The following is an 18955-nucleotide window of genomic DNA, read 5'->3' as shown; positions in this document are numbered from 1 at the left end:
CAGTCCATCCGCGCAGCCTGTGGCCAAGCCGAAGAGGAGAAGACGGTGATATTGAGGAATGAACCCATCCTGCTCACACCGGGGCCTTTGACGACCTCGCCCGCAACGCGCCAGGCGATGTTGCGCGACTGGGGGTCATGGGACGCCCGGTTCAACCAGCTCACTGCCAGCGTATGCCACGATTTGGTCAATCTGGTGAACGGCGGTGACGACTACGTCTGCGTGCCCTTGCAAGGTAGCGGCACGTTTGCCGTCGAGGCGGCGCTGGGCACACTGGTGCCGCGCGAGGGGAAAGTCCTGGTGCCGAACAACGGCGCCTACTGCACGCGCATCGTCAAGATCTTGCAGATTCTCGGTCGCGACTATTGTGAGTTGCCGCTGGCCGACAATGAACCGGTCAGTGCGAGTGCGCTGGAAGCCCAGCTCGAACGCGACCCGGCCATCACCCATGTGGCGCAGGTTCATTTGGAGACCAGTACGGGTCTGCTCAATCCGCTCGACGAGATTGCCACCGTGTGCGCACGACGTGGCGTGGGCTTGATTGTCGATGCAATGAGCTCATTGGGCGCGTTGCCGATCGATACGCGCACCACCCCGTTCGATGCGCTTATCTCGGCGAGCGGCAAATGTCTTGAAGGGGTGCCCGGCATGGGCTTTGTTCTGGTGCGCAAGCGCGTGCTGGAAGCGGCGACGGGACGCTGCCACTCATTGGCACTCGACCTGCACGATCAATATGTCTACATGCAAAAAACCACGCAGTGGCGTTACACGCCGCCCACGCATGTGGTCGCCGCGTTGCGTGCGGCGCTCGACCAATTTCTGGCCGAAGGCGGTCAGGCCGCGCGCGGCGCGCGCTACCAGCGCAATTGCGACACGCTGACCGGCGCCATGCGCGCTTTGGGCTTCAAACCCTACCTGACGGCGGCGCACCAAGCACCGGTGATCGTCACGTTTCATGCGCCGGCCGACCGGGCCTATCAGTTCAAGCTGTTTTACGATCTGGTGCGCGAGGCCGGCTATATCCTGTATCCGGGCAAGCTGACCCAGGTCGAGACGTTCCGGGTGGGCTGCATAGGCGCAATCGATCACCGCGAGATGCGGCAAGCGGTCGATGCCATCGGTATCGCGCTCACGCGCATGGGCATTTCAATGCCGGCCGCGTCCGCCGAGATCAAGCGATGATCAGCTCAGGCCCGCGCGCGAGTAGACTTTTGCGAAATTTCGCATCGGGTTTGCGCTCGCTGATGACATAGCGCACTTGAGAAAAATGTGAAATCCGCACCGGCGCGGTGCGTCCGAACTTCGAACAGTCGGCAAGCACCACAGCCACGCTGGCTGCGCGGATCATGCTGCCGCGCAGCTCGGCGGCCGGTCTGGTGTAGTCGGTCAGGTAAGCGTCGGCGGTGATGCCGCCGGCACCGATGAACGCGATGTCGGCGTGATACTGCGTGAGCTGATGCAGGGTATCGAGCCCGAAGGTGGCATCCTCGTTATCGGACAGCTCGCCGCCCAGCAAGGTCACCTGGTTCTCGTTACGGCGCCCCAACAGCAGGCTGATGCGCAGGTCGTTGGTATAAATCGTCAAGCGGCGCCGCTCCAGTAGAGAGCGCGCCAGCGCCAGCGTGGTGCTGCCGGAATCGATGATCAGCGAGGCGCCGTCCGGCACCAGTTGCGCCGCGCGCAGGCCGATCTGGTGTTTGGCCTCCGCATTCGAGGTTTCGCGAACATCGACATCGGGTTCGCGATGGCTGGCGGCCAATGCGCCGCCGTGCGTCATCAGCAACAGCCCGCGTGTGGCGAGCAGGTTGAGATCGCGGCGTATGGTCTCGCGCGACACGGCCAGTTGCTCGACCAGCTCGCTGATCGATAGCGCGCCATCGTGGCTTATTTTTTCAAGAATGTAGTGTTGCCGTTGTTCTGCGAGCATGCATCGATTCTGGAAAGTACGGGATCGAAAAAAGGCCGGATGCCGAAGCGCCACTGCGCACGAGTTTATACGATGTTGCGATATCGAAATTTGCTATCCGGTGAGGTCGACGATTCCACATGGCAAGCGCATGATTAATGCGTGTCGCGCTCGGGGCCGGCATTATCGGTGCTGTCGGTATTTGAGGGCGGCAGGCGCGTCACGATATGAAAACGGATGATCACCCCGTCCGCGATCCCCAGCGGCTCGGCGTCGGCGCCCTGCCCCACGCCGAACTGCAAACGGCGTATCGGTAACACGCCATCGAACACGCTGCCCGTCGCCGTCTGCGTGTAGCTGATCGGCAGCACGACATTGCGGGTTTTACCGCGTAAAGTCAGTTTGCCCAGCACGCTATATTTGCCGCCACCGGCCGAAACGATGGCGTCGGAAACGAAGGTCGCGTCTGGAAACTGCTCTACGTCCAGCCAGTCGCGGCTGCGTGCGGCCTGATTCAACGCAGATTGCCCCAAGTCGATACTGGCAACCTCGATGGTGAACGTGGCATGCGCCGCACCGAGACGACTCGGATCGAAGCGGACATCGCCTGAAAAATGCCTGAAAACCCCGGTGCAACGCGGTTTACCGCGCGAAAACGTGGCGCGGATCGAACTTTTGGCGAAATCGAGCGCTTCTGCGTCGAGCCCCGGCGTGGCTTGTACGTCGGACGCCGCGTGCGCCCATCCGCCAGCCAGTAGTGAACTTATTAACAGAAACCGAGCCAGATGTCGGGGTAGAACGGACAGCAGATGCATGCGCAAGCCTCAGTAGGACGTTTCGGGTCACCGCCCGAATGTCGACGGGTGTGATCGTACCCGAAGCTCGCGCTGCTTCCAATGTCTGTGCCAATCTCTGTCGCCGCTTCTATGCTATTGGCGCAATCGACGACAAGAACGCGCTGCCCCGAGTCGATCGATCCGTACAGGATTGCGACGCTTTGATACCATGCGAGTGCGCTGCGCGGATCGCTCGCTCGTGCCCCGCTCGCGCCCAGTACCGCCGACTGGCAATGCCCTCTTTTTGCTGAAATGACTCGATGGATACAGACACGCTGATCGCCTGCCCGGAATGCGACGCCCTGCATAGCAAGGTGGCGCTTTCACGCTTGTCGAGCGCGCGCTGCTCGCGCTGCGATGCTGTGCTCTACAGCCAGTCCTCCGGCAAACTGGAGCGCATCCTCGCATTGCTGTTGACGACACTGATCACATTGGGCATCGCCAACGGCTTTCCGATCGTCGAACTCCAGACCAGTGGCTTTTCCACGCGCACCACGCTCATCGGCGCGGTAGGGCATTTGTGGAGCGACGGCGAACCGCTGGTCGCCGCGATCGTGCTGGCGTCGACCGTCGTGCTGCCGCTGTTCGAAGTACTGGCGATGCTGTGGCTGATCGTTCCGATGTGTCGCGGGCGTCGACCGCAGTACTACGCGCCCGTACTGCGCACGATCCAGGCGATCCGGCCATGGTGCATGATCGAAGTATTCATGCTGGGCGTGCTGGTCACGCTGGTCAAGCTATCCGACTTGGCGCGCGTGATTCCGGAGGCTGCCTTGTTCGCCTTCGGAACCGTGACCTTTTTGCTTGCACTGATCATGGCGTTCGACTTGCGGCAATTGTGGGAAATCGCGCAAGCGCTGCCTGAGGCCGCGCCTGCTCGCCGTAAGCCCGCACGCCGTAAGCCCACCGCTAGCCGGCCGGCGCATGCTGCCCGCAAGCGGACGGCACGCCCATGAAATACGTCACGGCACGCAAAGCGGGCCTGCAGGCGTGCCATACCTGCGGGCTGGTGAATCCGCCGCGCGCATCGGGGGGCACGTCGGGCGCATCCGCGACCCCTCCACGCTGCAGGCGCTGCGGCGCCCCCTTGCATGTGCGGCACCCCGACAGCGTGACGCGCACCTGGGCGCTGCTGATCGCGGCGGCGCTGCTCTATATCCCGGCCAACCTGCTGCCTATCATGCATACGAGCTCGATTCTCGGCTCGCAGGACAACACGATCATGAGCGGCATCATTTATTTCTGGCAGGATGGCGAATGGCCGCTCGCCTGCATCGTGTTCGTTGCCAGTATCCTGGTGCCCATGCTCAAACTCGTGGTGCTGGTCTTGCTGGTGGTCAGCTCGCAGTTGCGCTCGCAATGGCGCCCGCGGCAACGCACGCGGCTCTACCGGCTGGTTGAGAAAATCGGCCGCTGGTCGATGCTGGACATATTTGTGATCACGCTCACCGTGACGCTAGTCAATTTCCAATCCCTTGCCGTGATCACCCCTGGCAGCGGTGCCGTGGCTTTTGCCTGCGTGGTGGTGCTCACCATGATGGCTTCGATGACCTTCGACCCTCGTCTGATCTGGGACCCGATCAAACACACTGGATCTCACTATGACTGAAAAAGACCCGAACTCACCGGGCGAGAATACTAAACCCGACGGTTCGCCGCCGATCGACGGCGATGTTTCCGAACCGGTGGTGCGCCCGATGCGGCGCTGGCTGCCGTCGCTGGTATGGCTTATCCCGATCATCGCTGCGCTGATCGGGCTGTCGCTCGTGGCGCAGGAGATATTGAAGACCGGCCCGACCATCAGCATCACGTTCGGTAGCGCGGAAGGCATCGAGCCCGGTAAAACCAAGGTCAAATACAAGAACGTCGACATTGGCGACGTCAAGGGCGTAACGCTGAGCCACGATCTTTCGCACGTGGTGGTCAAAGTCGAGTTGACCAAGGCGGCCGAAGGCTTTGCCGTCACCGACACCCGCTTCTGGGTGGTGCGCCCGCGTGTGGCATTGAGCGGCGTGTCGGGCCTGAATACCTTGTTGTCCGGCACCTACATCGGCGCTGACGCGGGCAAGTCCCACGACGAGCGCCAGGATTTCAACGGGCTCGAAACGCCGCCGGCCGTCACCGGCGACCAGAAGGGCCATCAATATGTGCTGCATACCGACAACCTGGGCTCGCTCGATATCGGCTCGCCGGTGTTTTTCCGCCGCATTCAGGTCGGGCAGGTGGTCGCGTTCAATCTCGATAAAGACGGCAACGGGGTGACCCTGCGCGTGTTTGTCGATGCGCCCTACGATCACTATGTGGGGGTCAACACGCGCTTCTGGCATGCCAGCGGCGTCGATTTACAGATCGATTCCAACGGCATCAAGCTCAACACCCAGTCGCTCGCGGCAGTGCTGATCGGCGGTATCGCGTTCCAGACCGCACCCGCCGAAACGCTGGGGGCCCCGGCGCCGGACGATTACTCGTTTGGTCTGGCTACCAGCCGCAGCGATGCAATGCGCGTGCCGGACGGTCAACCGGTCACGATCGTATTCAACTTCAACCAATCGCTGCGCGGGCTGTCGCCGGGTGCATCGCTCGATTTCCGCGGCGTGGAAGTCGGTGAAGTGCAGTCCATCGGACTCGATTACGACGAGCCGACGCAGCGTTTCAAGATGCCGGTCACGGTGCTGCTCTATCCGAATCGGCTTGGCGCGCACTTCGCCGCGCGCATACGTGACGCCTCGCCGACCCAGAACGGTGCGCTGCTGGCTTCGCTGGTTCAACATGGTCTGCGCGCCCAGTTGCGCACCGGCAATCTGTTGACCGGACAGCTTTATATCGCGCTCGACTATTTCCCGAAAGCGGCACCGGCCAAGCTCGACCTGAACAAGCTGCCCATTGAGCTGCCGACCGAAGCCAATACGCTCGATCAGTTGCAAAACCAGGTCGAAGATATTGCGAAGAAACTCGACAAGGTGCCGTTCGACCAGATCGGCAACAACCTGAACACCGCGTTGAAGAGCGCGAACAGTTTGTTCAGTCAACTCGATACGCAGGTGGCGCCGGAGGCCAAAGACACGCTTGAGCAAGCCAAGAAGACGTTCGGCGCGGCCCAACAGGCATTGAGCCAGGATTCGCCGCTGCAGAACAATCTGCAGCAGGCGCTGGAGCAGCTTAACCGCACCTTGCAATCGCTCAACTCGTTGGCGGACTATCTTGAACGCCATCCGGAATCGTTACTGCGCGGTAATCAGGGAGACAAACAATGAGTTATCGCGACGGCGGCGGCTGCGCCTCACAAAAACCCATGAAACCACGCAAATCAAGCGTGATCGGCTGGCCTACGCCGTGCAGGCGTCTGGTTAGCGCTGGCGCGCTGCTGACGCTGGCCGCGTGCGCCAGCTCGCAGCCCACCTATTTTTATACGCTGACCGGTGGCGGCAATGCGAGCGGCTCCGCGACGGCGACGGTTTCCCCGGTGGTGAACGCCGGTTCGCAGACGTATGCAAGCCCGCTGCTTATCGAAGTCTTGCCAGCCAGCATCCCGCCGCAACTCCAGCGGCCGCAAATGGTGCTCGGCACCGGACCGGGTCAGGTCGACGTGCTGGAGCAGCGCCGCTGGTCGCAACCGCTGGGCGACGAGATCGGACAGGCACTCTCCGGGGATCTGACGCACGCCTTGCCCGCGGTGGACGTGTACCGCTCGACGCACGAGCCGACGCAGACGGTATATCGCGTGGCGGTCAATGTGCAGCGCTTCGAGTCGGTGCTGGGCAACCACGCCTCGCTCGAGGCGGTGTGGAGCGTCACGCGCCTGCCGCAATCGCTGACGCTGACCTGCCGTAGCGCACTAAGCGCGCCGGCAGGCGACGGCTACGACGCGCTCGTCGCCAGCCACCGGCAGGTGCTGGCCGGCCTCGCACTACAGATCGGCATGGCAGTGCGTAGCCTCCAACGATTGCCGGCGGACAGTAAAACCGTGAATCTGCCGGCGTGCCCGGCCGATCACTGAGCGCGGGCCGCGTACAATACGGGTTTGGCGCCGGCTGAGCGTGCTGCGCCCTGCGCGCGTGTTCAGCGGTTCGTAATCCCTAATCTGCGTAAGCTCGTTTGCGTATCGATGGCATCCGCATCGATACGCTGCGATACGCTGCAGCCTCTCTGCGCCCGCCCATGTCCTCATTTGAATTATTTGCGCCTTGCCCGCGCGGCCTCGAAGCGCCGCTCTCCGACGAACTCCGTGAACTCGCCGCCCAAGTGCCGCTGAAGGTCGGCGCCAGCGTGCCCGGCGGCGTCCATTTCAGCGGCGGTTGGCCGGCCATCATGGCGGCCAACTTGCATTCGCGCGTTGCCAGCCGGGTGATGATGAAAATCGGCAAGCGCGGCTACCGCTCGGAAGACGATATTTTCGCGCTCGCGCTGGAACAGCCGTGGGAACATTGGTTCGACCATAGCAAAACGCTGCGGGTCGATGTGACGGCGATCAAATCGCCGCTACGCAGCCTCGAATTCGTCACGCTGCGGGTCAAGGACGCGATTTGCGACCGCCTGCGCGAGAAAAGCGGCGACCGCCCCGACATCGACACGGCAAACCCGGACGTGCGCGTTTATGCGTTTCTGACGGCCACCGACTGCACGCTGTACCTCGATACCTCCGGGGATCCGCTGTTCAAGCGCGGCTGGCGTCTGGACAAGGGCGCCGCCCCGCTGCGGGAAAATCTCGCCGCAGGGATCTTGCGCCTCACCGGCTGGAAACCAGGCACGGCGCTATACGATCCGATGTGCGGTAGCGGCACGTTCATCGCCGAAGCGGCGCAGATGGCGCTAGGCATCGCGCCGGGTACGCACCGCCAATTTGGCTTCGAGAAATTCAAGCGCTATGACCGCGATGCATGGAAGCCGCTCAAGGCGGCCGCGCTTGAAGCCCACCGTGCGGCTCAGGGCGCGAGCACCGATCTCGGCATTTACGGCAGTGATATCTCCGGCGACATGCTGATCAAGGCGCGCAGCAATCTCGAACGCGCCGGCGTGCCCGCCTTCGCGCTCAAGCAACTTGATGCGCGCGACATGGTGGCGCCGTCGAGCACGCCCGGCATCCTGATTGCGAATCCGCCGTATGGCGAGCGTATCGAGATCCGTGGGCCGCGCGGCGAGTTGCGTCAGGAAATTCACCGCGACGAACTGCCGGGCGACGACGACCAGGGCTTTCACCGGACTCAGACGGATCAGACCGACGCGGCGTTTTTCAAGGCCTTCGGCGACGCGCTCAAGCAGCGTTTCACCGGATGGCAGGCGTTTATTCTGACCACAGATCGTACGCTGCCGGGCCAGTTGCGTTTGCGCGAGGCGCTCAAAACACCGCTCTTCAACGGTGCGTTGGAATGCCGATTGTTCAAGTTCGATCTGATCGCCGGTTCGGTGCGGCAGCGCCCGGCAGTGAGCGGCGATACGCCGGCCTGAGTTTGAGCGGAGCCCTTACGGGCGCAGGGTGGGCAACTCGGTTGGGTAACAGGGTCAACCAACGGGGTTGGCCAACCCAGTCACGCGCCGGCTACTCGCACTTTGCACAGCGGCGCATATCGGCGACGAATTCGTCCAGCGCGGGCGCCGGGGTATTGGGCATCACGATCAGATGCGAATAGCGTTCGTCGGTGGCGAGTTGCCATTTTTTCTGGACTTCGGGGGGCGCCGGCGGGAACACAACAGTCAATGCGTGGGGATTGCGCCAAGCAGGGATTCCCGCGTCGCGTAAGGCGACTTGCAACATGCGTGCTTTGGCTTCTGCATCCCTAAAGCGGCTCGCCAGGCCCACTACGCCCAGTTGATGGATCGCATACCAAAGGCATAGCACCGTCAACGCGTTACGCGATCCCCCCAAGGTCGAATCCGTGCCGCCGATGTAGGACACTTCGCGACGCGCTTTTTCGCTCAAACTCCTGCGGGTGATCACGACACCACAAGGCATGGGCGCCCCGATGAACTTGTGACCGCTGATCGCGACACTGTCCGCGCCATCTGCCAGATCGAAACCGCCTTGATACTCACTGAGGTGCAGGAAAGCGCCGCATAAGGCCGCATCCGAGTGAATAAAATGCCGTTCGACCCCGGCTTCATGCAACAGTGTCCGAATCCGCTTCACGTCGTCTTTAGCCTCGGCCATCGTGGTGCCGATATTCGCTACTACGATGATAGCGCGCGTACCTAGCGTGCCGATGCGTGCCCTCAGATCGGCGTAGTCGATTTCATCGTTCGACTGCACCGCGACCGTCTGGAATTCCATGCGCAGCAAGTGGCAGCTTTTCGGCACGCTGTAGTGCGTTGCCGTTGAGAATAAAACGACGGCGTCCGGGTAGAGTTCACGTGCGATCGCAAGACTGAAGAAATTGCCTTCGGTACCGCCCGTCGTGACATATCCCCAATAATCATCGGGCGGAGCGCGAAAATGCGCAGCGAAGAACTCGATGACCTCACGTTCGAATGTTTTGGTGTTAATGCCGTAGTGCCCTGCAATATAGGGATCGCCGAGGTTATTGAGCGGAAGGCCGAGGAAATCCACGAGGAAGTCATAGCTGAAATCTTTGGCCATGGGATACCCGAGGGAGTATCCGTTTCGGGTATTCAATTCATCGAGGTAGTTTTTGAAGCGCTCTTCTATCAAGCGATTCATGCTGCTTCGCTGAGCGGCCTTACCTCGCCACGGGCGTTGTTCGGTGTGGTGGTCCATGACGTCCTTTCTCGCGGTGGATATTCACGCACCTTTATAGGCGTGAAATCGCCGTCGCCGTTGTGGAACTGTGAAAATCAGACATTTTCGACTGAGGCCCGGAACGGCGGCGGCCACGGACTATGCGGCACTCTTGCACCGATACGGATTCTTATGAATTTAGCCATACTAATTAATTTTCACGGACGAAAAAATGCCGTTCAGCTCTTGACTGAACGGCATCGGACTCATAGCTCAGACTCAGTGGCCGATTCTGCTATCGCGAGGCGCAATCCCCTTGCCTCGCCTCGCTTTATCGTTACACCGTAACGCCACCGCTACTCGATCGCCTTGCCCATATCTTCGATGACCTTCTTGGCATCGCCAAACACCATCATCGTCTTGTCCATGTAGAACAGTTCGTTATCGAGCCCGGCATAACCGGCCGCCATCGAACGCTTGTTCACGATGATCGTGCGCGCCTTGTACGCTTCCAGAATCGGCATACCCGCAATGATCGATTTCGGATCGGTCTTGGCCGCCGGGTTCACCACGTCGTTGGCGCCCAGCACCAGCACCACATCGACCTGGCCAAACTCCGAGTTGATGTCATCCATCTCGAACACCTGGTCGTATGGCACTTCGGCTTCCGCCAACAGCACGTTCATGTGCCCTGGCATGCGTCCCGCCACCGGGTGGATCCCGTAGCGCACCTGGATGCCCTTCTCGGTGAGCTTCTCGGCCAGTTCCTTGAGTGCGTGCTGCGCGCGTGCCACCGCCAACCCGTAGCCCGGAATGATCACCACCGACTCGGCATTGGAGAGCATGAACGCCGCGTCATCGGGCGAGCCCGATTTCACCGGCCGCTGCTCCTTGGCCGGTCCCGACGCCGCGCTCGGGTCGTTGCCGAAACCGCCCAACAGCACGTTGATGAACGAGCGGTTCATCGCCGTGCACATGATGTACGACAGGATCGCACCCGACGAGCCCACCAGCGAACCCGAGATGATCAGCATCGGGTTGTTCAGCGAGAAGCCGATGCCGGCCGCCGCCCATCCCGAGTACGAGTTCAGCATCGACACCACCACCGGCATGTCCGCGCCACCGATCGGGATGATGATCAGCACGCCAAGCACAAAGGCGATCGCCGTCATCACAATAAACGGTGTCCAGCTTTGCGTGAGGTAGAAGCCGATGCCGAAACCGACCATCGCCAGCGCCAACGCCAGGTTGAACCAATGCTGACCCGGATAGGTCACGGGCGCGCCCTGGAACAAGCGGAACTTGTATTTGCCCGAGAGCTTGCCGAACGCAATGATCGAGCCCGAGAATGTGATCGCGCCCACGAAGGTGCCGATGAACAGCTCGATGCGGTTGCCGTACGGCAGCGCTTCGCCTACCGCAGCCAGGCCGAACGCCGACGGCTCCGACACCACCGCATAGGCGATACACACCGCGGCCAGACCGATCAGCGAGTGCATCGCCGCCACCAGCTCGGGCATCTTGGTCATTTCAACCCGACGCGCCACCACCGCGCCGATCGAGCCGCCCACCACCAGCGCGGCCAGCAGGAGGCCCAAGCCCAGGCCAATGTCGCCTTGCGCCTGTTTATAGATCAGCGCGAGCGTAGTGAGGATCGCCAAGGCCATCCCGGCCATGCCGAACACGTTGCCCCGACGAGCGGTCTTGGGATGCGACAGGCCTTTGAGCGCCTGGATGAAACACACCGACGCGACCAGGTATAACAGCGTGACGAGGTTAAGACTCATTTATGCCTCCCCCGCCGCCGCTTGGGCCACCTTGGCCTTGGGCTCTTTCTTCTTGAACATTTCCAGCATTCGCCTAGTCACTAAAAAGCCGCCGAACACGTTCACCGCAGCCAGCCCCACCGCCAGCGTGCCGAACACCTTGCCGGTATCGCCCACGGTCAGCGCGGCCGCAAGCATCGCGCCCACGATCACGATTGCCGAGATCGCATTGGTAACCGCCATCAGCGGGGTATGCAGGGCCGGGGTGACGGTCCATACAACGTGGTAGCCGACGTAGATCGCCAGCACAAAGATGATCAGATTGATCGTGGTATGACTGATGATATCCATCGCAGTCTCCTTGAATCCGGAATTAAGCAAAAAAATAGGTTCGAATGCGCCGGGGTGAGTGCGCTTTGGCTAGGCCTTATCTGCGCCCCCCTCCCGCTCTAACGATGCATTAGTCGACGCATTAGTCGATGCATTGGCCTCGTCTTGAGCGCCCTAGCTTGCCGCGCGCAGCACCTGGCCGTCGCGGCACAACAACGTCGCCGCCACAATGTCGTCCTGCATGTCGATGACGCGCTGGCCTTCCTTGTCCACGATAAGCTTCATGAAGTCGAGCAGGTTGCGTGCGTACAACGCCGACGCATCGGTCGCCACGGTCGAGGGCAGATTGGTGTGGCCGACGATCTGCACATCGTACTTGGTCACCGTCTTGTCGGCTTCGGTCAGCGGGCAGTTGCCGCCGCCGTTGGCGCCGCGCCCAGCCGCCAGGTCAACGATCACCGAACCGGGCTTCATCGCCTTGACGGCGTCTTCGCTAAGCAGCATCGGTGCGGGACGCCCCGGAATCAGCGCGGTGGCGATCACGATATCGGCCTGTTTGGCACGTTCGTGCACCAATGCAGATTGGCGGGTCAGCCAGCTCTGCGGCATGGGACGGGCATAACCGCCCACGCCTTCGGCAGCGTCGCGCTCTTCCTGGGTTTCGAACGGGACGTCGACAAACTTCGCGCCCAGCGATTCGATCTGTTCTTTCACGGCCGGTCGCACATCGGACGCCTCGACCACCGCGCCCAGGCGTTTGGCCGTCGCAATCGCTTGCAGGCCAGCCACCCCCGCGCCCAGTACCAGCACGCGTGCCGCCTTGACGGTACCCGCGGCGGTCATGAGCATGGGCATAAAGCGTTGGTACAGGCCTGCTGCCATCAGCACGGCGCGATAGCCAGCGATATTGGCCTGCGATGACAGCACATCGAGACTTTGCGCGCGCGTCGTACGCGGCGCGGCTTCTAGCGAGAAAGCGATCAGGCCGGCTTGCGCCATGCGCGCGATGTTTTCCTGGTCGAACGGATTGAGCATGCCGATCAGCACGCTGTCGGCTTTGCAACTGCGCAGCTCAGCCGGGCTCGGTGCATGCACCTTGAGCACGATCTGCGCACCCAGCGCCACCTCGGCCGTTACCAGCTCGGCACCCGCGGCACCATAGGCTTCGTCGGTGAAGTATGCGCCGGCTCCCGCGCCTTGTTGCACCGTCACGCGATGGCCCTGCGCGACGAATTTCTTGACGGTCTCCGGGGTCGCGGCTACCCGCGCCTCCCCGGGCCGCGTCTCTGCAGGTACTCCGATATGCATGTGAATCTCCCAATACGCTGATTAAGATCGAAACCGGCCGCCAGGGCTTAGCAAATTGCCGGCGAGGTGTGAGCTTACCCTAACTGGAAAAAACGGGATAGAACAGTACTCATGAGGCCTGCGCATTAAGCTGCTCAGGCGCTGAGCGCCTTTTCGCGCATGGCGTCGGCTAAAAAGCGGCTGATCCGCGTCAGCGGTACAATACGCCCGGTCATTTGACGCGCTTTGACACGGGCAGGCAATGAAATCAGAGATCTGGACACCTCACGTCACGGTCGCCGCCGTGATCGAAAAATCCGGCCGCTTCCTGCTGGTCGAGGAACAGACCGTCGATGGCTTGCGCCTTAACCAGCCAGCCGGCCATCTGGAGGCCGGCGAAACGCTCGCGCAGGCCGTGAGCCGCGAAACGCTCGAGGAAACGGCGCATGATTTTGCCCCGACGGCGCTGGTAGGCGTCTATATGACGCATTTTGCGCGACCGGGCCAGGACGACGTGACGTATCTGCGCTTCACCTTTTGCGGCGACGTGGGCGTAGGCCACCCGGCGCGTGCGCTGGACGCGGACATCGTACGCACGTTGTGGTTAAGCGCCGACGAATTGCGTGCATGCCCGCAGCGTCATCGCACGCCATTGGTCATGCAGTGCGTCGAAGACTATCTGGCGGGACGGCGCTTTGCGCTCGATCTGATACATACGGAGTCAGTCGGCGCCCCGCGCCCGTCGGCCCCGAAGTCATCACCCAGGCAATAGTGGAAAGCTTTTAAGACTATGAAAAAACAACGCGTCGTAGTGGGCATGTCCGGAGGCGTCGATTCGTCGGTGACCGCGTGGCTGCTCAAGGAACAGGGCTACGATGTGGTCGGTCTGTTCATGAAGAACTGGGAAGACGATGACGATAGCGAGTACTGCTCAACGCGGCAGGACTGGATCGACGTCGTCTCGGTGGCCGACCTGATCGGCATCGATGTGGAAGCGGTCAATTTTGCCGCCGAATATAAAGATCGCGTGTTTGCCGAATTCCTGCGGGAATATGCGGCCGGCCGCACGCCGAACCCCGACGTGCTGTGCAATGCAGAAATCAAATTCAAGGCCTTCCTCGATCACGCCGTGGAACTGGGCGCGCAGACCATCGCAACCGGGCACTACGCGCGCGTGCAACAGGATACCGACGGCCGCTTTCAGTTGCTCAAGGCCGCCGATCTGAGCAAGGATCAGAGCTACTTCCTGCACCGGCTCAATCAGCAACAATTGTCGCGGACGATTTTTCCGTTGGGCGGCATGCCGAAAACCGAAGTGCGGGCGATTGCCGAGCGCATCGGTTTGCCAAACGCGAAGAAAAAGGATTCGACCGGAATCTGCTTTATCGGCGAGCGGCCGTTTCGCGATTTTCTAAACCGCTATCTGCCCACTCAACCGGGGCCGATGAAAACGCCGGATGGCCGGATCGTCGGCGAACATATCGGGCTGGCGTTTTATACGCTCGGGCAACGCAAGGGCATAGGCCTCGGGGGTAGCCGCGACAGTAGCGGCGAACCGTGGTTTGCCGCGGCCAAGGACATCGCTGCCAATACGCTGTATGTCGTGCAGGGGCATGACCATCCGTGGTTGCTCAGCCATGTGCTGGATAGCGAAAACACCAGTTGGGTTGCCGGTGAGCCGCCAGTGGACGGATTGCAATGCGCCGCCAAGACGCGTTATCGGCAAAGCGACGCACCGTGCCGTTTCACCATGGCGCAGGACGTACGCCCCGGCCACTTCGAACTCGCGTTCGAATCAGCGCAGTGGGCCGTTACGCCCGGTCAATCAGCCGTGCTTTACGATGGCGATGTTTGTCTGGGCGGCGGAATCATTACTGGCACAGAAGCGTCGCATGACGAAGTTACAATGGCGGCGGTCTAAAAAAAACCGCCACGCGCTGCTCTCACGATTGGAGTCCCCGATGTTCTCGCGACGCTTTATAGCGGTCTGGTTTAGCCTTGTCTTGCTCGCTGTCGTGGCCGTCCTCGACGGCCGCCATCAACTCAGTTGGCCGTGGCTCTTGCCGCCGCTGTTGCTCGTCCTGCTGGGCGCCTACGATCTGCGTCAGAGCGGTCATTCGATTTTGCGCAATTACCCGCTGTGGGGGCATATGCGCTTTATTTTCGAGTTTATCCGCCCGGAAATCCGTCAGTATTTTGTCGAAGGCGATACCGACGAAAAGCCGTTTTCGCGTGCGCAGCGCAGTATCGTTTATCAGCGCTCCAAGAACGATGTCGACAGCCGTCCGTTCGGCACCGAAGTGGATGTCAAGGCGATCGACCATGAGTGGATCAGCCACTCGCTAGCGCCCACTCACCTGCAGCACCACGATTTCCGCATCGTCGTGGGTGCGCAGCGCGCTCAGCCCTATTCGTTATCGATCTTCAACATCTCCGCGATGAGCTTCGGCTCGATGTCGGCCAATGCAATCCGCGCGCTCAACCTCGGTGCCAAGAAAGGGAATTTTGCCCACGACACGGGCGAAGGATCGATCTCGCAGTATCACCGCGAACATGGCGGCGACATCATCTGGGAAGTGGCGTCCGGTTATTTTGGTTGCCGGCGCGACGATGGCCGTTTCGATCCGGAGAAATTTGCAAGCCAAGCCAAGTCGCCACAGATCAAGATGATCGAGATCAAGCTGTCGCAGGGCGCCAAGCCCGGCCATGGCGGCGTGTTGCCATCGGCCAAGATCACCGCCGAGATTGCGCAAACGCGTGGCGTGCCCATGGGTCAGGATTGCATCTCTCCGGCCACCCATTCCGAATTTTCAACACCGCGCGGACTGCTCGAATTTGTCGAACGCTTGCGCACGCTGTCCGGGGGCAAGCCGACCGGATTCAAGCTGTGCATCGGTCATCCCTGGGAATTTTTCGGCATCGCCAAGGCCATGCTGGAGACTGGCATCCTGCCCGACTTCATCGTGGTCGATGGCGCCGAAGGCGGCACGGGCGCAGCCCCACTCGAATTCACCGACCATGTAGGCGTGCCGTTGCAGGAAGGCCTGCTGCTGGTCCACAACACGCTGGTCGGCTTGAATCTGCGGGACAAGATACGCCTGGGCGCGAGCGGCAAGATCATCACGGCGTTCGATATCGCACGCACGCTGGCGATCGGCGCCGACTGGGTCAATGCCGCGCGCGGCTTCATGTTTGCACTGGGCTGCATCCAGGCACAGACCTGCCACTCGGGACGCTGCCCGACCGGTGTCACCACTCAGGATCCGGTGCGCCAGCGCGCGCTCGTGGTGCCCGATAAATCCGAGCGCGTCGCGAGCTTCCACCGCAATACGTTGCACGCGTTGCAAGAGCTCGTGCAAGCCGCCGGCCTGCACAGCCCTTCGGAGCTGCGCGCGCATCACATCGTGCGACGGATTTCGTCGTATGAAGTACGGCTGATGTCGGACCTGCTGAAATACCTCGAACCCGGCGACCTGCTCACCGGCAATTATCGTTTCCAGCTCTACGAGAAATGGTGGCCGCTCGCGCGTGCCGATAGTTTCGCCGTCTAACGTACGAAGCGAGCACGAAGCGGATTGCGGGCGCCCTGATGATTGCGATTGCGTCAGGCGCCCTTACACCTCTACGGGTTCGTAGTGCTGTTCGAATGCAACCCGCCTACAGTTGCGGCGCGGTATCGGCAAACGACTGACGTTGCATCAGTTTTTCGTAGTGGCGATCGAGGTTGGGGTAATCGGTTCGCCAATCGATCTCGGGCAGATTAAGCGCGAGCCAACCCAGCGCGCAACACACCGAAATGTCGGCCAGTGTGAGGTGATTACTCGCACACCACGGCTTTTCAGCAAGACCATGAGCGATTGCGGCTAACCCGTCCACGACCTTGCGACGCTGCCGCGCGACCCATGCCGCGCTGCGTTCCGCGCTCGCGCGCATGCTATTTTCCTGCTGGATCAGCATGCCGGCGTCGATCACGCCGTCGCAAAGCGCTTCCCAGCAACGCACTTCCACACGTTCGCGGCCCGACGGGGGTATCAGCTTACCCACCGGCGTGAGCGTGTCGAGATATTCGCTGATCACGCGCGAATCAAATACGGCCTCGCCGTCTTCAAGCAACAAGCAGGGTATCTTACCCAGCGGGTTGAAATCCCTAATCGTCGTGTCATCGGCCCAGACGTCTTCCAGCTGCAGGTGATACTCGACCTTTTTTTCGGCCATCACGATCCGCACTTTGCGCACGTAAGGACTTGCGAGCGATCCGATCAATTTCATCATTACCCTATTTTCCAAGCGAACTAACAAACCTTTTAACGAGATGGTAAAACGGCTCGCATCAATATTAGACTGAATGGATGATGCTCTGTGTCCGTATTACAACATCTGAAGAAAATTACTCACCGATAAGAATCTCACCGTGCGGGCCCACACTTAAGACCCAATCAACCACCCCGCAACCACGCCTTTTCTTGACCGCGAGTGCTTGACGAATCCGCACGATTTGTTTTAGGACGTTCGCCCCAACCGCTTCCCGGCATCGCGTATGACCGAATGCCATCGACTGCCATTGCCCTGTCGCCAGCCGCTTGCACGTCATGATTACACGACACCATTGCACGTCACGATGACAGGCGCGCACGCAGTTCACGACGCCGCCGCGAGCGCGAGTGATAAAATCCCGTATTGTTCATAGGCCGATACCATGTCAGATACCCGTACAGACCCCTCTACCGAACCCCTCAATGCGCTGACCGCGCTCTCTCCACTGGATGGCCGTTATGCTACCAAAACCTCAGCGCTGCGCGAATGGTTGTCGGAAGCGGCGTTCATGCGGCACCGGGTCAAGGTCGAAATTCACTGGCTAATCGCGCTCTCGCAGGCCGGCTTGGCCGAAGTGCCGCGCTTCTCCGCTGCCTCCGAGCAATTTCTGCTCGACCTCGCGCAGCGCTTCAGCACCCAGGATGCGGCCCGCATCAAGGATATCGAGCGCGTCACCAACCATGACGTGAAAGCGGTCGAGTACTGGTTGAAGGAAGCCGTCAAAGGACAGCCGGAACTCGAACGCGCCAGCGAATTCATCCATTTCGCGTGCACCTCCGAAGATATCAACAATACGTCCCACGGGATGATGCTCAAGGGGGCTCGCGAGCATGTCATGCTGCCGGCGCTGCGTGCGCTGCGCGACAAGCTCGTGGCACTCGCTCATCAATATGCCGAACAGTCGATGTTGTCGCGCACGCACGGCCAACCGGCCAGCCCGACTACGCTGGGCAAGGAACTGGCCAACGTGGCAGCACGTTTGTCGCGCGCCATCGAGCGCATCGCGGCCGTCGAGTTGCTCGGCAAGATGAACGGTGCGGTCGGTAATTTCAATGCGCATCTGTCGGCCTACCCCGATCTCGACTGGGAAGCCTTTTCGCGCGAAGTCGTCGAAACCCGGCTGGGCCTGGCCTTCAATCCGTACACGATCCAGATCGAACCGCACGACTACATGGCCGAACTGTTCGATGCGGTGTCACGCGCCAACATCGTATTGCTCGATTTGAACCGCGATATCTGGGGCTACATCTCGGTCGGTTATTTCAAGCAAAGAACCAAAGCCGGCGAAATCGGTTCGTCGACGATGCCGCACAAGGTGAATCCAATCGATTTCGAAAACTCGGAAGGCAATCTGGGCCTGGCCAACGCGATGCTGCGCCACTTGGCGGACAAGTTGCCCGTGTCACGCTGGCAACGCGATCTGACCGACTCGACCGTGCTGCGCAATATCGGCGTGGCGTTTGGTTACAGCCTGCTTGCCTACGATTCGTGCTTGCGCGGTCTGGACAAGCTCGAGCTCAACGCGCAACGCCTCGACGAGGACCTCGACGATTGCTGGGAAGTATTGGCTGAGCCGGTGCAAACCGTCATGCGCCGTTACGGCATCGAGAATCCGTATGAGCAGCTCAAGGAGCTGACGCGCGGCAAAGGGATCACGCGTGAAGCGCTGCAGAAGTTCGTCGGCGGTTTGGCGATCCCCGATGATGCGAAGGCGCGGCTCATGGCGATGACGCCAGCTTCGTATGTGGGGCAGGCTGTGGCGCTGGCTAAGCGGATCAAATAAGCGGAGTCAATGAACGTCGACCAGGCGCATCGATGACGCCATGATCATCCGCTGCGTTGCGCG

General features: G+C 61.0%; 16 protein-coding genes and 1 pseudogene. 10 read left to right on the top strand and 7 right to left on the bottom strand.

Annotation, left to right across the window (positions count from 1 at the left end; all coding sequences use genetic code 11):
• Positions 1–45: 45 nt before the first annotated feature.
• Positions 46–1182, top strand: a complete 1137-nt coding sequence (locus GSQ77_RS18865; RefSeq protein WP_158904319.1) for a 2-aminoethylphosphonate--pyruvate transaminase — start codon at positions 46–48, stop codon at positions 1180–1182.
• Here the strand turns inward: GSQ77_RS18865 and GSQ77_RS18860 are convergent.
• Positions 1172–1927 carry a DeoR/GlpR family DNA-binding transcription regulator gene (locus tag GSQ77_RS18860; RefSeq protein ID WP_158904318.1) on the bottom strand — a complete coding sequence of 252 codons (756 nt, stop codon included), beginning with the start codon at positions 1925–1927 and terminating at the stop codon, positions 1172–1174. The two genes, GSQ77_RS18865 and GSQ77_RS18860, sit on opposite strands and share 11 nt — an antisense overlap.
• Before the next feature lie 134 nt (positions 1928–2061).
• A complete protein-coding gene (locus GSQ77_RS18855) occupies positions 2062–2721 on the bottom strand; it encodes a YceI family protein (protein ID WP_158904317.1) in 660 nt (219 codons plus the stop codon).
• A gap of 281 nt (positions 2722–3002) precedes the next feature.
• Between GSQ77_RS18855 and GSQ77_RS18850 the strand changes: the two genes are divergently transcribed.
• The 5 genes from GSQ77_RS18850 to GSQ77_RS18830 all read left to right on the top strand — a co-directional run bounded on the left by GSQ77_RS18850 (position 3003) and on the right by GSQ77_RS18830 (position 8187).
• A complete protein-coding gene (locus GSQ77_RS18850) occupies positions 3003–3698 on the top strand; it encodes a paraquat-inducible protein A (protein ID WP_158904316.1) in 696 nt (231 codons plus the stop codon).
• Positions 3695–4351, top strand: coding sequence for a paraquat-inducible protein A (locus tag GSQ77_RS18845; RefSeq protein WP_158904315.1), 657 nt, complete (start codon positions 3695–3697; stop codon positions 4349–4351). Before GSQ77_RS18850 ends, GSQ77_RS18845 begins: the two co-directional genes overlap by 4 nt.
• Positions 4344–5996, top strand: a complete 1653-nt coding sequence (locus GSQ77_RS18840) for an intermembrane transport protein PqiB (protein ID WP_158904314.1) — start codon at positions 4344–4346, stop codon at positions 5994–5996. The genes GSQ77_RS18845 and GSQ77_RS18840 overlap by 8 nt, the downstream gene beginning before the upstream one ends.
• Positions 5997–6034: 38 nt before the next feature.
• Positions 6035–6739 carry a membrane integrity-associated transporter subunit PqiC gene (locus GSQ77_RS18835; RefSeq protein ID WP_158904313.1) on the top strand — a complete coding sequence of 235 codons (705 nt, stop codon included), beginning with the start codon at positions 6035–6037 and terminating at the stop codon, positions 6737–6739.
• A 161-nt stretch (positions 6740–6900) separates the two neighbouring features.
• The gene (locus GSQ77_RS18830) at positions 6901–8187 is read left to right on the top strand and encodes a class I SAM-dependent RNA methyltransferase (protein ID WP_158904312.1); all 1287 of its coding nucleotides are present in this window, start codon (positions 6901–6903) and stop codon (positions 8185–8187) included.
• A gap of 91 nt (positions 8188–8278) precedes the next feature.
• On the opposite strand, the gene GSQ77_RS18825 is transcribed toward GSQ77_RS18830, so the two are convergent.
• The 4 genes from GSQ77_RS18825 to GSQ77_RS18810 form a co-directional block, all read right to left on the bottom strand.
• Positions 8279–9394 (bottom strand): histidine decarboxylase, encoded by a 1116-nt coding sequence (locus GSQ77_RS18825; protein WP_158904311.1) that lies wholly within the window; start codon positions 9392–9394, stop codon positions 8279–8281.
• A gap of 374 nt (positions 9395–9768) precedes the next feature.
• Positions 9769–11199 (bottom strand): NAD(P)(+) transhydrogenase (Re/Si-specific) subunit beta, encoded by a 1431-nt coding sequence (locus GSQ77_RS18820; RefSeq protein ID WP_158904310.1) that lies wholly within the window; start codon positions 11197–11199, stop codon positions 9769–9771.
• Positions 11200–11529: an NAD(P) transhydrogenase subunit alpha gene (locus GSQ77_RS18815; protein WP_158904309.1), complete on the bottom strand. Its 330-nt coding sequence runs from the start codon at positions 11527–11529 to the stop codon at positions 11200–11202.
• Between the two features lie 153 nt (positions 11530–11682).
• Positions 11683–12816, bottom strand: a complete 1134-nt coding sequence (locus GSQ77_RS18810) for a Re/Si-specific NAD(P)(+) transhydrogenase subunit alpha (RefSeq protein WP_158904308.1) — start codon at positions 12814–12816, stop codon at positions 11683–11685.
• Between the two features lie 241 nt (positions 12817–13057).
• On the opposite strand from GSQ77_RS18810, the gene GSQ77_RS18805 reads away from it, so the two are divergent.
• The 3 genes and pseudogenes from GSQ77_RS18805 (at position 13058) to GSQ77_RS18795 (ending at position 16346) form a co-directional block, all read left to right on the top strand.
• Complete coding sequence (locus tag GSQ77_RS18805) at positions 13058–13567, top strand: NUDIX hydrolase (RefSeq protein WP_158904307.1); 510 nt, start codon at positions 13058–13060, stop codon at positions 13565–13567.
• An 18-nt stretch (positions 13568–13585) separates the two neighbouring features.
• A pseudogene (gene mnmA, locus GSQ77_RS18800) lies at positions 13586–14668 on the top strand (tRNA 2-thiouridine(34) synthase MnmA); the annotation flags it as partial.
• An 88-nt stretch (positions 14669–14756) separates the two neighbouring features.
• Complete coding sequence (locus GSQ77_RS18795; RefSeq protein ID WP_158904305.1) at positions 14757–16346, top strand: FMN-binding glutamate synthase family protein; 1590 nt, start codon at positions 14757–14759, stop codon at positions 16344–16346.
• Between the two features lie 106 nt (positions 16347–16452).
• Here the strand turns inward: GSQ77_RS18795 and GSQ77_RS18790 are convergent, their stop codons facing one another.
• The gene (locus tag GSQ77_RS18790; protein ID WP_174246468.1) at positions 16453–17067 is read right to left on the bottom strand and encodes a glutathione S-transferase family protein; all 615 of its coding nucleotides are present in this window, start codon (positions 17065–17067) and stop codon (positions 16453–16455) included.
• Between the two features lie 424 nt (positions 17068–17491).
• Here GSQ77_RS18790 and purB point away from each other — a divergent pair, with 424 nt between their 5' ends.
• On the top strand, positions 17492–18892 hold the full coding sequence (purB, locus tag GSQ77_RS18785) for an adenylosuccinate lyase (RefSeq protein WP_158904304.1): 1401 nt from the start codon (positions 17492–17494) through the stop codon (positions 18890–18892).
• Positions 18893–18955: the final 63 nt, after the last annotated feature.

The organism is Burkholderia sp. L27(2015), from assembly GCF_009765705.1.
GTDB lineage: Bacteria > Pseudomonadota > Gammaproteobacteria > Burkholderiales > Burkholderiaceae > LMUX01.
Note: the sequence above shows the minus strand (reverse complement) of the source record. Positions and strands in the feature narration are given on the sequence as shown.